A 12932-nucleotide genomic window follows, 5' to 3' on the forward strand; every position below is an offset into this window, starting at 1 on the left:
CATCACCGCCCGAATGCGGTTGCCCGCAGGAGAACACGGCACCGATACTCGGGCGGTGACTTCGCTCAAAGTGATCGCCACCGACCTCGACGGAACCCTGCTCCACCGCGGCCGACTCTCCGAACGCAACCAGAAGGCCCTGCTCGCCGCCCGGGAACGAGGCATCCAAGTGGTGGCCGTGACCGCCCGGGCCCCGCGCGGCGTCCACCGCCACTCCGAACTCGCCGCGTCGATCGACGCCGCGATCTGCTGCAACGGCGCCATGACCTACGACTTCACGTCCGGGACCGCAGATCTCCGCCACCCCATCCCGATCCCGACCGCGCGCCAACTGCAACGACGACTGCTCGAAGTGATGCCGCAGGCGCGCTTCGCCGTCGAGACCGGCGAGAGCCAGATCGCCCAAGACCCGGAGTTCGCGGTCGGCGTGCACCTGCACGACCCCTGGTACTTCGTCGATCCGACTGCCGAGCTGCTCGACGGCGTCGACGCCGTCGCCACCTTTGTCGTCAGGGCCCCGGGCCTGGACGCCGCCACGCTGGTCGCCAAGGCCAGGCAGATCGACATGCCCGGCGTGCGCATGTGGCACTGGGGGAGCTACCCGGAGATCGAGTACAGCTCGCACTGTGCCACCAAAGGCCTGGCACTGGCGGAATGGTGCGCCGCACAAGGCATCGGCCCCGAATCCGTGGTCGCCTTCGGCGACATGCCGACCGACGTGCCCATGCTCGCGTGGGCCGGCCGGTCCTTCGCCATGGCAGACGCGAACACGGAGGCTCTAGCCGCGTCGACAGACCGCACCGGATCCTGCGCCGACGACGGCGTGGCCCAAGCGATCGAGGCGCTCCTGGACGAGCGCGCGACCTGACCAGGCGGCGCACCAACGCCTTCTCCGCTGCGCCTCGCGTCGACGAATTGTCATACCCTTGCGGCACCTTTGAACCGGGGGACGTCGCGAGCCGGCACACCCGACCTCGCGGGACGCATGCGGTTGATTCGTCGCCTAGTGCGGGCTATTCGCTGTCGAGCGCGCTGATCAGACGCCGATAGGTCTCCTCGATCTCGCCGGGAGCGGCGCTTATCGTCACAGCGTTCGGCCGCAACAGCATCAGGTCCGCGATGCGGTCGACCCAGCGGTGGAGTCCGGCCTCGCCGTCCTCCATCAGCTCCCCGGCATCCACATGGGTCGGATCTGCCGCGAGTCGGGTCCGTTCGGCGAAGCGTCGCACGATGCTCGCGCCGTCGTCTACGAGGAAGACCTCGCAGAACCGCGCCCCCGCCTCCGTCGCGGTCTCGGCGAGCCGCTCGATGAACTCGACCCGGCCTACCAGCTGCGGCACCACCACGTCATGCCCCGACGCGAGATGAGCCCCGGCCGCCGCGACCGCGACCGACCGGGCCAGCAGTCCGGCCCTGCTCGCGTCGTCGCGCCAGCGCCCGAGCATGCGGCGGACCTGATCGATGTCGAGGTTCAGTGCGAACGGGTGGTCTTCGGCGTACTGTCGAGCCAGAGTGGACTTTCCGACGGCGGGTGCGCCGTTGAGCAGGATCAGCCGTGGCATCGCGACGCTACCGGCATCGATAGAAGACGAGCGCCTTCTCGAACTCGAAACGGTCGTGCACCGCGAAGTGCGCCTCCAGCTCGGCCGCCGCGACGGCGAGGATCCGCTCGAACGCGGCGCCATCACAGTCGACATAGGACTTTATTGAGGCGAGATAGTTCATGAGGGGACCGGGTTCGGGAACCGAGACCAGTCCGCGTTCCTCGAAGCGTTCCACCGAGGCGAACTCGGCTTCGAGGTAGGAAGTGGCGTTGGCGGAGTCGGACTTGGCGACCTCGTCGCCGGGGAAGAACACATCGGGTCCCAGGACCGAGCGGATCGCCCGCGCCCAGTGGGCGTAGGGCTCGGCCATGTCGTCATCGGTGTTGGTCGAGACCAGGAGAGTGCCACCGGGCTTGAGGACGCGTCGGAACTCGGCGACCGCCTTCGCGATGTCCGGCACGTGATACAGCATGTGCATCGCGAGCACCGTGTCGACGCTGTCGTCGGGGTAGGGGATCGACTGGGCGTCGGCCACCATGATCGGCGGCTCGACTTCCGCGAGCATGCCGGGCGCGGCGTCGATGCCGACCACGGTCGCTCCGGGGTGATCGGTGCGGAGCCGCTTGAGATAGCGGCCGTACCCGCATCCGACGTCGAGCACGAATCGCGCGTCGGCGGGCGCCAACTCGGCGGCGATGTCGACCGGATCGATTCGGGGCGTTCGGTAGTCGTAGAGGCTCACGCGGGCCTTGAGGTTCCCGGCGTGTGCGTAATTACCCTTGGTGCGTTCGATCTCGACGGCCATGCGATGCCTCTCTGCTCGCGGACGCCGCCGCGGCGGCGTCCTCCTTGAACGCGGCGGAGCCGGCGCCCCGCCGTGAACGGAGCCGCCTACGCTAGCGCGTTCGCCGCCAGAACGCGTACAACTTTCGCGCCCAAGGCGTCCGGATGCCGGCTCTCGGTCGAGGACCAGTGTCGTACCCCGCGGGTATTTCTGCGCGGCACCAATTTACGGCTCGCAAGCTTCGCCGAGACCGGGCCCCTCTCATATCCGATTTGAGTAGACGCTCCGAGACGCTCCCGGACACACCTTTCCTGAAGACGGGTTCAGGTGTCTTCAGCTCCGCTTCAGCTTCGGGCCTTCACTATTGGAAGCTCCATCGTGGCGTCGTCGGCCACCGCACCGCGGCGGCGCCACCGGATCCACGCCAGTAGACCGAGACCGATGAGCAGGAGGACTATGCACCCACCGATCAGATAAGCCCACCATGGCAGCCCGGACGTGCCGAGACCGCCGGTGCCCGCCGCCTCGGCGGCCTCCTGCGGGGTGTCAGTGCGCAGGACGACCTGGTCGGCCTCGTAGGCGATCCGATAGGTCGCGCCGCCGATCTCGAGTTCGGCGTCCTGGGCCAGGTTGCCGAAGGTGCCGGTGACGCCGCCCGCCGCGGTGACGACGGTGATCTCCTCGGGGAGCGCATCGCCCTCCTCGTAAGCGACCGCCAGCGTCCCGTCCAACGCGGCCTCGCCCCCGACCGTGAGCCCCCCGTTTGAGCCCACGGTCAGGGTCGAAGCTTCTCCGAGCGACAGGTCGCCGCCGACGACGCTCGGTGCGTGCACCGTCAAGCCCTGGTCGACGGCCAGGCTCCCGGCGAGTTCGGCACCTGCTTGATCAGTGCCGTCGTCAGCAGCGCTGCTTGGATCGGCGCTGGATTGACTCGCGCTGTCTGGATCGGCGCCATCGGCACCGGGGCCGCCGAGTGCCAGGACGCCCTCGGGCACGGTCCACGCGCCCGTGGCGGTGCTCGTGCCCGAGTAGGTCCATGTGCCGGCGCCCGACTTCACCAGGCCGCCTTCGCCTTCGATGCCGCCCGCGTAAGCGGTGTCGTTCGCGGCGGCGACAGTGAGGTCGTCGGCGCCGAGCAGCAGGGAGGCTCCGGCGACGCCGCTGAGGTCGTTCAACGTCTGGTCCTCGACCTGAGAGAGGTCGAGCACGGCGGACTCGCCGGAAAGCTCGACGCGTTCGGAGGCGGCGATGTCCCCACCGGTGATTGCCAGGGTGCCGCCCGAGACGGTCGTCGGGCCGGTGTACCCGATGCCGCCGGTGAGGCTGAGCGGCGCCGAACCGGCCTGTTCGAGGCTGCCCGAGCCGCTGATGTCCTCGAGCGTGGTCTCGTGCTCGACGTTGTCGACCACGAGTGCGCCGTCGTCGACGATCGCGGTGAGCTCGTCGCCGGTGAGGAGCCAGCCGTCGCCGCCGTCCTCGCCCGAGCCCAGACGCAGGACCGCCCCCGACTCGATGGTGGTGGCGCCGTTGTAGTTCTGCTCGTCGGCGAACGTCACGTCATTGCCGTCCGTGCCCGCGATCGTCACATCGCCTTGACCGCGGGCGCTCATCGTGTCGTGGTAGATCCCGCCGGAGATCGGTGCGCTCAGCGTCACCGGCCCGTTGTAGTTGAAGATCAAGTGGCTGCGCATGCGCCTCGCGTGCATGTTGATGTACACGGTGTCCCGGTTGCCCGGCAGGAAGAACCTGTCGGAACTGCCGTCGCCCCACTGCACCAGCGCACCTTCGATATTGATGCCCCGCTTGTTGTGGTTGTGGGCCACGACCTCGTAGTTCAAGTTCGGGTCCGACAGCGACGGGTCGTGGTCCGGTCCCGAATCGGCCCACGAGTACACCCCCGAGACCACGACCTTGCTCCCGAAGATCTGGGAGTGGAAGTTGATGTCGTTGCCCCACTCGCGCGAGTAGAAGTCGACGTCGAGGACGGTGTCGTTGCCGTCCTGGGTGTCGATGATGAACGAGCCCTGGTTGAGCACGGTGTCCACTTCGGGCATGGTGGAGAGGAACTCGCGCTGGCTGTAGTGGATCGCGGTGCCGTTGTAGAGAACGCCGGAGAACGTGTGGTTGCCGGCCAGGGAGAGGCCGTCCCAGGTGCCGCGCGGCTGGACGATGAAGCCGGACCCGCTGAGATTGCCCGGGTGGTAGCGGCCGCCGTGGACCGCCACGATCAGGGTCCCGTCGACCTGGTGGTTCAAGGAGTTCCACTCGAAGTTCGGCAGGTCGTACGGGTAGTGCCCGATGGTGCCGGTCGAACCCGTGCCGTCGCCGTACTGGAGGGTCGCGCCGGACTCCACGGTGACCGCGGGCGGGTCCGGGTCCTCGATCGTGTTCCACCACCAGGGTTCGCCGCGCGCCTCGACGCGCTGGCGCCGGCGGTCCTCGGGGATGTCGAAGTCCGAGTTGGCGGTGAGGGTCAGCTTGCCCTCGCCGCTGACGGTGAGCGTGCCGATCCCCGAGAAGTGGCCGCCGTAGACGATTTCTTCGCCGCCGCCGAGGTTGACGACGGCATCGCCGTTGAGGACGACGTCCTGGCCCGCGCGGACCTGGCCGGTGATGTCGTTGGCAGCCTGTGCCGGGGCGGCGGCGAACGGGACGGTCAGGAACGCGAGGGCTGCGGCGAGCAGCAGGCGTGCCAAGGTGCGGCCGCCGGGCGGCCCCAGAGTGTGCGAATCCTTCACGATTCAACAAGTTACTCGGTGGATTTCAGCTGTTCTCGGTGGGTCGCGCAGGCGCTCCCCGGCCCCGGTGGCGATAGCCGCTGCGCAGGCCGCGGCCATTGTGAGTCCTACTCCGGTGCGGCGCAGAGCGGCCCGCGGCGCCGCGGGCGGGGTTAGGCTGGGCCGTATGCATGTCGTCATCGCCGGAGGGCACGGACAGATCGCGCTGCGCCTCACCGAGATCCTGGCCGCCGAAGGGCATTCGGTCACCGGGCTCATCCGCAATCCCGACCACGCCGAGGACCTCACCGCGATCGGCGGGCGTCCCATCGTCCTCGACCTCGAGCAGGCCGACTCCGAGCACCTCGGCGGGCTCCTCGCCTCCGAGATGTACGGGGAGGTGGACGCGGTGGTGTTCGCCGCCGGCGCGGGGCCCGGCAGCGGCGCGGCACGGAAGGACACCGTGGACCGGGCGGCGTCGGTGCTGCTCGCCGACGCGGCCGAACGCGCGGGCGTGCGCCGCTTCCTCCAGATCTCCAGCATGGGCGTCGACGTCGAGGTCGATCCCGACCGCGACGAGGTGTGGGCCGCGTACATCGCGGCCAAGGCCGCCGCCGAGGCGGACCTGCGCACCAGGGACCTCGACTGGGTGATTCTGCGCCCGGGCTCGCTCACCGACGACGAGCCCACTGGCCAGGTGCATCTGGCCGAACCGCCGGTGGGCCGCGGCAGTGTCACCCGCTCCGATGTGGCCGCCGTGATCGCCGAACTCCTGCGTCGCCCGACGGTATCGCGGCTGGTCCTGGAGCTGCGGAGCGGTGACACCGCCGTCACCGACGCGGTGGACGCGCTCGCCTCCGAGGACTGATCACACCTGAATGCTTGCCGCCCATGCGTATGCGGATTGCGGCGGCAAAAGGCGTTGCTCGATACTGTACGGATGCGATTCGGTGTGGTTCCCTCCTCCGTCCGCCGCGACGTCCTCGCCTGGCACGGCAGTGCCGGTCAGGCCTGGCTCGACGGCCTCCCAAAGACGGTCTGGCGTCTGAAGCGGCTGTGGTCGCTGCGGATCGACGGCCCGCCATACGGCGGCGGCAGCCACTCCTATGTGGTTCCGGTGCGCCGCGACAACGGCGAGCAGGCGGTCCTCAAGGTGATCTACCGCGACGGCGAGAACGCCGCCGAACCCACGGCGCTGCACCAGTACGCGGGCGACGGCGCGGTGCGTCTGCACGAGTACGACCCCGAGACGGGAGCGATGCTCATGGAGCGGGCCGTGCCCGGCAACCGGCTCAAGTCGACCCGGTTCTTCGGGCACCGCACGCCCGAGGCGGGCTGGCGGCGCATCGGGATCGCCTGCGGGCTCTACCGGCGGCTGTGGCGTCCCGTGGCCGCCGTCGAAGGCTTCCCCGAGCTGCCGGCGGCCACCGAGATGCTCGACCAGTGGCGCAGTGAGTACAGCGATCCGCAGGGGACGGCGCGCCGCGGGCCGGGCGCGGGCCGCCTCGATCTCGCACTGGACCTGTGCGACCGGCTTTCCGATCCGCCCGAGCTCGGCATCGGCAACCGCGACACCCACCTGGGCAACATCGTCTCCGCCGAACGCGAGCCGTGGCTGGTCATCGACCCCAAGCCCTATCTGGCCGAACGGGCCTTCGACGGCGGGTACTTCCTGTTCATGTCCCAGCTCCTCGGCCCCCACAGCGGCACCGAGCTGCTCCACTCGGTCGCCGAGGGCCTCGGCGCCGACGTCGAACGCGTCCGGGCCTGGGCCCTCCTGCGCGCCATCGACCACCTGACCGAAGTCGAAGGGGAGCGCGACCTCGCCGCCGCCGAAGCCACGGTCGCCGCACTCGAACTGGGCTAGTCGACCGGGCGGCCGCCGCACGCATCGCGGTGGCCGCCAAATCTCGATCGGGTGAATGAACTCGGGTCGGATTTCCGACTCATGATCGAGTCGTCCATGAGTCGAATCGTCCCTTCAGGAGTCAGCCGCGGTTCGCGCGGCGGCCCGCCAGGGCGCCGCGCAGGCCGATCACGCCGACCGCGACGCCGAGCCCGAACGAGGTGATCGCAAGTGTCAAGTGGACCCAGAAATAGCCCGTCGGATCGCCCGCGGTGTCGAATGCCAGGCCGCTGACGTCCTCGAACAGGTTCTTCACGAACGTGGTCCAGATGAACACCGACCACACCCCGAAGGCGAGCAGGAACACCGAGACCGGGCGACTGAGCTTCATGGCACCAGTATCCGGCCGCCCGCGGGACCGGTCATTCAGGGCGCACCGCACCGGTCGCCGGTCACGTTCCCGGCCGCTTCGCGCCCGCTCCGGAGAACGGTCTGTCTGATGCGCCTACTATCCTGGAGTTTGCGGACCTGGTGTCACTCTGTGCGGCACTTGCGTGCATACCGTGGTCTGCGATGATGGAGACCGGAATGTCATCAATGCATGGAATGGCTGGCCCGGATATGAGCGGACCCGATGAAGCCTCGCTGCCAAGCGGCTACCCCGACCCTGACGCAGGCTGGGCCCGCATTGACGACCTCGACTTCGCCGGCCTCCACATCAGAATGACCATCACTCCGGGCGAGCGGATCGTGCAGCTGTGGGAGCTGATCGACGACCACCCCGTCCGCTGGCTCGGCAACGTCTTCCGCATCGACTCCGAACCGCCGGTCCTCTACGTCAACTACCGCTACGAGAAGTACCTCAGCCGCACCCAGCGCGACGTCCTCGCCCGGACCGGCGCGAAGTTCTGGAAGGGCTGAGCAGGCGGCAGCAGCGGCTCCGGAGACGTTGAGGCCCTTACCGTTCCGCGCCCTGCTCAATTGACGGCGATGCGCTCCAACACCTCGACGAGCGGCGTGAACTCCGGGTTCTTCCTGGCCTGTTCGAGCGCCTCGGCCAGCGCCCGGTCATGGGTCGGGCCGGCGTCCTCGAGCAGCTTGCGCCCGGACTCGGTGACGTCGGTGTAGATGCCGCGCCGGTCGTCGGCGCAGATGGTGCGCCGCAGCAGCCCCCGGTCCTCCATGCGGGTCACCAGGCGCGTGGTCGCGCTCTGGCTCAACACGATCGCCTCGGCGACCTGACGCATCTGCAGATGCCGGCCCTCGGCCTGGCGGTCGAGCACGGTGAGCAGCGAGAATTCGCGGACGGACAGCCCGTGCTCGGCTTCCAGCCGACGTTCGATGTGGTCGGCGATGCCCTCGTGCAGGGCGGACAGGGCGCACCAGCGCTGAGCCAGTGCGGTGCTGGGGGACGCTGCTGTGCTCACGGTGCTCCTCCGCCTCGATGCGTACGGTCTCGATACTAGCGTACAGCGATATAGGTCATCCAACGATAATCGTCGCTTGCATTAGTCGGCGTCTGCAAGTATTGTGGGCTTCGGCCGTTCCGAGGCCGCGCCCGCCCGACTGGGCCCGCAGAGAGGAGAGTCCATGAGCGACAAGCTGACGGTGAGCGTCCTGGGTACCGGGATCATGGGGGCCGCCATGGCCCGCAACCTCGCCCGAGCCGGGCACGAGGTCACCGCCTGGAACCGCAGCCGCGACAAGGCCGAACCGCTCGCCGCCGACGGGATCCGCATCGCCGACGGCCCCGCCGAAGCCGTGCAGGAGGCCGACGTCATCGTGACCGTCCTCTTTGATGGCCCCGCCGCGCTCGACGTCATGCGGCAGGCCGCCCCCGCACTGCGCCCCGGCACGCGGTGGATCCAGTCGACCACCGCCGGCATCGACGGCGTCGCCGACCTGGCCGCCTTCGCGACCGAGCACGGACTCGTGTTCTTCGACGCGCCCGTCCTCGGCACCCGCGAACCCGCCGAAGCCGGCAAGCTCACCGTGCTCGCCGCCGGTCCGAACGACGATGCGGCGGCGAACGCCGTGTTCGACGCCGTCGGCGCGAAGACCGTGTGGACCGGCCGGGACGGCGCCGACGGCTCCGCGACGCGCCTCAAGCTCGTCGCCAACAGCTGGGTCTTCGTGCTCACCCACGGCATCGGGGAAGTCCTGGCGCTGGCCGAAGGCCTCGGCGTCGACCCGCAGGGGTTCTTCGACATCATCGGCGGCGGCCCGCTCGACGCCGGGTACGCCCGCATCAAGGGCGGCCTGATCCTGAACGGCGACACCGGGAACACCAGCTTCGGCCTGGACACGGCCGAGAAGGACTCCCGACTCATCCTCGAGGCCGCCCGCGCGAACGGCGTCAGGCTCGACCTGGCCGAAGCCGGGATCGAACGCTTCCGCCGGGCCTCCGGGCAGGGGCACGGCGGCGAGGACATGGCCGCGTCCTATTTCGCGAGCTTCAACGAATAGCAAGAACGACAACTAGAACGAGAAGGAACAAGCGTGGCGAAGATCCTGTTCATCATGACCGGTGCCGACGAGTGGACGCTCGACGACGGCTCCAAGCACACCACGGGCTATTGGGCCGAAGAGGCCGTGGTCCCGTTGGAGGCGTTCAAGAACGCCGGGCACGCGATCACCGTTGCCACCCCGGGCGGCGTGGTGCCGCCGGTCGACCCGGGGAGCCTCACCGACGACGCCAACGGCGGCGCGGAGGCCGCCGCGCGCGTCCGCTCTGTCGTCGAGACGGCCCCCGAGTTCGCGAAGCCCGCGGATCTCGCCGGCGTCGACCTCGACGAATACGACGTCGTCTATGTGCCCGGCGGTCACGGCCCCATGGAGGACCTGGCCGTCAATGCGGATTCAGGCCGCCTGCTCGCCGGGGCCCTCCGGGCGGGCAAGCCGGTCGGCCTGGTCTGCCACGGCCTGGCCGCCCTGCTCTCCGCGGAGGACGACGGCGCGAACGCGTTCGCGGGCTACCGCGCCACCGGGTTCACCAACGCCGAAGAGCACCTGGCGCAGCTCGCCGACAAGGCCCCGTGGCTGCTGCAGGACCGCCTCGAGGCCGCCGGGGTCGAGTTCGTCGCCGCCGACCCGTTCACTTCGCACGTCGAGGTCGACCGCAACCTCGTCACCGCCCAGAACCCGCAGTCCTCGGCGGCAGCCGCCGAGGCCCTCGTCGCTCTCATCCGCTAACGCCCCGACACGAAACCCTGAGGGAGTCACCGTGACCAGCAGTCTGTTCACCCCGATCACGTTGCGCGGGACCACCATTCCCAACCGGATCTGGATGGCCCCGATGTGCCAGTACAGCGCCGAGGCCGCGGGACCCGCGGTCGGCGTGCCGAACGACTGGCACCTCCAACACTACGGCGCCCGCGCCGTCGGCGGCCCCGGCCTGATCCTGGTGGAGGCCACCGCGATCGCGCCCGAAGGCCGCATCAGCCCGTACGACCTCGGCATCTGGAACGACGCCCAGGTCGAGGGCCACCGGCGCCTCACCGCGTTCATGCGCGGCCAAGGCGTCGTCCCCGGCATCCAGATCGCCCACGCCGGCCGCAAGGCCAGCACGGACAGCGAAGCCCACGGCGGCAGTCCGCTGGGCGAGACCGAAGGCGGCTGGCAGACGGTGGCGCCCAGCGCGATCGCCTTCAGCGACGACCACGCCGTGCCGCACGAGCTGAGCGTCGAGGAGATCCGCGGCGTCGCCACGGCCTTCGCCGACGCCGCCACTCGGGCGATCGCGGCGGGCTACGAGGTCATCGAAGTGCATGCCGCCCACGGCTACCTCGTCCACGAGTTCCTCTCCCCGGCGTCCAACCGCCGCGAGGACGCCTACGGCGGCGTCTTCGAGCACCGCGCCCGCTTCGCGATCGAGATCGCCGACACGGTGCGCGCCGCCGTGGGGGATCGGGTGCCGGTGCTCTTCCGGCTCTCGGCGACCGACTGGATCGAACCCGACGGCTGGACCGCCGACGAGACCGTGCGCCTCGCCGCCCTGCTGCGGGAGCACGGCGTGGACCTGCTGGACGTCTCGACCGGCGGCAACCTCCCGGCCGCCGGGATTCCCGTCGGCCCCGGATACCAGGTGCCGTTCGCCGCGCGGATCCGCCGCGAGACCGGGATGCCGACCGCCGCGGTCGGCATCATCACCGAACCGCAGCAAGCCGAGAAGATCCTCGCCGACGACGAAGCCGACGCCGTCCTCCTCGGCCGCGAACTCCTGCGCAACCCGTACTGGCCGCGCCAGGCCGCGCACGAACTCGGGGCGGTCCACCCGCTCCCGCGCCAGTACCGGCGCGCCGAGCCGAAGCGGGCCTGACCTAGGGGGTGACCTGCCGCGCGCGGGTCACCCCCGACACCGGCCGGAGATCCCGGGAAACACCCGCGCCCGAGCTTATCCTTTTCGTCCTGCATGCACTTCCGCTGAGGATTGAGAGGGAACCCGATGACCTGGACGCCCGGAACACTGGTCCGCCACCAGCCCCTCGTCCGCCAGCACCGGCCCGAAGCCGCCGCCGACGCGTACCGCATCCAATACCGCGGCAACGGCTTCGACGGCGAACAGCGTCTCGTCTCCGGGACCGCGTTCATCCCCGCCGGCCAGGCCCCCGAGGACGGCTGGCCCGTCATCGGCTTCGCCCACGGCAGCACCGGGCTCAGCGACGCCTCGGCCCCGTCCCGCACCGGGTTCGCCCGCCCCGAACTCGAGCACATCGGCCGCTGGCTCGCCGCCGGATACGCCGTCGCCGCCACCGACTACGAAGGACTGTCCACCCCGGGCCCCCACCCCTACTTCAACGGCGAGGCCGTCGCCGACGACGTGATCGACGCCGTCCGCGCCGTCCAGAGCCTCAACCACCGCATCGCCCCCGCCTGGCTCGTCGCCGGGTACTCCCAAGGCGGCCACGCCGCCGTGCACGTCGCCAACATCGCCACCGGGTACGCCCCCGAACTCGACTTCCGCGGCACCATCGCCGTCGCCCCCGCCGCCTGCGTCAACGACTTCATCGCGGAGCTCACCGCCGAGGGCAGCGCCCCGCTTTCCCCGATCGTGCCGCTCACTCTGGCCGGGATCGCCGCGACCCGCACCGACTTCGCATCCGACGCGGTCCTCACGCCGCTCGGCGCCGAACTCGTCGCCTGGGCCTCCCGCGCCACGCTCCACGAGATGTGCCAAGCCGTGCGCGGCATCGACAACGACCAGGCCGGCACCACGGGCATCGCCTCGCACCCCGAGATCGCCGACGTCCTCGACGCCGTCAGCGCCCCCGTCACCTACCTCGACCGGCCGGTGTTCATCACCGCCAGCCGCGACGACGAGATCATCCCGCACCAGCCCGTCGAACGCTTCGCCGACGGCCTGCACAAGGCGGGCGCCGACGTCGCCTACGCCTCCCACATCGGCGCCGACCACGCCGAGATGCTCGAGACCGGCCAACCTGACGCGATCGACTTCGGACGCGAACACCTCGAAGCCGTCGCCGCCGCGCGCGACGTGCCGACCCAACGCTTCGACCTCCTCGACCGCAGCGGCGACGGCCGCTTCGCCCGCGACGACTACGACGCGTTCGCGCTCCGCCTCGCCCGCAGCCTCGGACACGCACCCCGCTCACCGCAGGCCGCCGCCGTCCGCGACGGCTACCGCCGACTGTGGAACGCCGTCCGCACGGCCGCCGACACCGACGCCGACGGCACGGTCAGCGCCACCGAGTACCGGGCTTGGGCCGCGAGGGAATCCGCGAGCGACGGCGACCGGTCCGGATTCGCCACGGCCGTGCGACCGCTCGCCGAGGCCGTCATCGACCTCGTCGACGACGACGGCAGCCGCACCCTCGACCGCACCGAACTCGACCGGCTCCTGACCGCCTGCCGCGTGCGACCCGACGAAGCCGCCGCGACCTCCGCAGCACTCGACGCCGACGGGGACGGGCGCGTCAGCACCGACGAGATCGTCGACGCGGTTCGCGGCTTCTGCGTCGGCGAACCCGCACCAGGGGCCTGGCTCTTCGGCCGGTTCTAGAACGGCGCCTGGACCATGCGCG

The 12932-nt window shown here is 70.1% G+C and carries 13 protein-coding genes; 8 read left to right on the top strand and 5 right to left on the bottom strand.

Annotated elements, in window-relative coordinates; all coding sequences use genetic code 11:
• The first annotated feature begins 55 nt into the window (after positions 1 to 55).
• A complete protein-coding gene (locus ACFO8M_RS19525; protein WP_387978646.1) occupies positions 56 to 868 on the top strand; it encodes an HAD family hydrolase in 813 nt (270 codons plus the stop codon).
• A 145-nt stretch (positions 869 to 1013) separates the two neighbouring features.
• Here ACFO8M_RS19525 and ACFO8M_RS19530 read toward each other — a convergent pair whose 3' ends face one another.
• The 3 genes from ACFO8M_RS19530 to ACFO8M_RS19540 all read right to left on the bottom strand — a co-directional run bounded on the left by ACFO8M_RS19530 (position 1014) and on the right by ACFO8M_RS19540 (position 5066).
• Complete coding sequence (locus tag ACFO8M_RS19530) at positions 1014 to 1562, bottom strand: AAA family ATPase (protein ID WP_387978648.1); 549 nt, start codon at positions 1560 to 1562, stop codon at positions 1014 to 1016.
• Positions 1563 to 1569: 7 nt separating this feature from the next.
• Complete coding sequence (locus ACFO8M_RS19535) at positions 1570 to 2349, bottom strand: class I SAM-dependent methyltransferase (RefSeq protein ID WP_387978650.1); 780 nt, start codon at positions 2347 to 2349, stop codon at positions 1570 to 1572.
• Between the two features lie 323 nt (positions 2350 to 2672).
• Positions 2673 to 5066 carry an autotransporter-associated beta strand repeat-containing protein gene (locus ACFO8M_RS19540; protein ID WP_387978652.1) on the bottom strand — a complete coding sequence of 798 codons (2394 nt, stop codon included), beginning with the start codon at positions 5064 to 5066 and terminating at the stop codon, positions 2673 to 2675.
• Between the two features lie 166 nt (positions 5067 to 5232).
• On the opposite strand from ACFO8M_RS19540, the gene ACFO8M_RS19545 reads away from it, so the two are divergent.
• Both ACFO8M_RS19545 and ACFO8M_RS19550 read left to right on the top strand, forming a co-directional pair.
• Positions 5233 to 5913, top strand: a complete 681-nt coding sequence (locus tag ACFO8M_RS19545) for an NAD(P)-binding oxidoreductase (protein ID WP_387978654.1) — start codon at positions 5233 to 5235, stop codon at positions 5911 to 5913.
• Positions 5914 to 5985: 72 nt separating this feature from the next.
• Positions 5986 to 6912, top strand: coding sequence for an aminoglycoside phosphotransferase family protein (locus tag ACFO8M_RS19550; protein WP_387978656.1), 927 nt, complete (start codon positions 5986 to 5988; stop codon positions 6910 to 6912).
• A gap of 121 nt (positions 6913 to 7033) precedes the next feature.
• On the opposite strand, the gene ACFO8M_RS19555 is transcribed toward ACFO8M_RS19550, so the two are convergent.
• Complete coding sequence (locus ACFO8M_RS19555; RefSeq protein WP_387978657.1) at positions 7034 to 7282, bottom strand: SCO4848 family membrane protein; 249 nt, start codon at positions 7280 to 7282, stop codon at positions 7034 to 7036.
• Positions 7283 to 7512: 230 nt separating this feature from the next.
• On the opposite strand from ACFO8M_RS19555, the gene ACFO8M_RS19560 reads away from it, so the two are divergent.
• Positions 7513 to 7812 (top strand): hypothetical protein, encoded by a 300-nt coding sequence (locus ACFO8M_RS19560; RefSeq protein WP_387978659.1) that lies wholly within the window; start codon positions 7513 to 7515, stop codon positions 7810 to 7812.
• A 56-nt stretch (positions 7813 to 7868) separates the two neighbouring features.
• Here the strand turns inward: ACFO8M_RS19560 and ACFO8M_RS19565 are convergent, their stop codons facing one another.
• Positions 7869 to 8318, bottom strand: a complete 450-nt coding sequence (locus ACFO8M_RS19565) for a MarR family winged helix-turn-helix transcriptional regulator (RefSeq protein WP_387978661.1) — start codon at positions 8316 to 8318, stop codon at positions 7869 to 7871.
• Between the two features lie 163 nt (positions 8319 to 8481).
• Here ACFO8M_RS19565 and ACFO8M_RS19570 point away from each other — a divergent pair, with 163 nt between their 5' ends.
• From ACFO8M_RS19570 to ACFO8M_RS19585, 4 genes are all read left to right on the top strand, one after another.
• Positions 8482 to 9357 (top strand): NAD(P)-dependent oxidoreductase, encoded by an 876-nt coding sequence (locus ACFO8M_RS19570; RefSeq protein ID WP_387978663.1) that lies wholly within the window; start codon positions 8482 to 8484, stop codon positions 9355 to 9357.
• A gap of 33 nt (positions 9358 to 9390) precedes the next feature.
• Positions 9391 to 10083, top strand: coding sequence for a type 1 glutamine amidotransferase domain-containing protein (locus tag ACFO8M_RS19575; protein ID WP_387978665.1), 693 nt, complete (start codon positions 9391 to 9393; stop codon positions 10081 to 10083).
• A gap of 31 nt (positions 10084 to 10114) precedes the next feature.
• Positions 10115 to 11209 (top strand): NADH:flavin oxidoreductase/NADH oxidase, encoded by a 1095-nt coding sequence (locus ACFO8M_RS19580; protein WP_387978667.1) that lies wholly within the window; start codon positions 10115 to 10117, stop codon positions 11207 to 11209.
• Positions 11210 to 11335: 126 nt separating this feature from the next.
• Positions 11336 to 12910 (top strand): lipase family protein, encoded by a 1575-nt coding sequence (locus tag ACFO8M_RS19585; protein WP_387978669.1) that lies wholly within the window; start codon positions 11336 to 11338, stop codon positions 12908 to 12910.
• The last annotated feature ends 22 nt before the right edge of the window (positions 12911 to 12932 follow it).

The organism is Glycomyces rhizosphaerae (assembly GCF_042647865.1).
GTDB lineage: Bacteria > Actinomycetota > Actinomycetes > Mycobacteriales > Micromonosporaceae > Glycomyces > Glycomyces rhizosphaerae.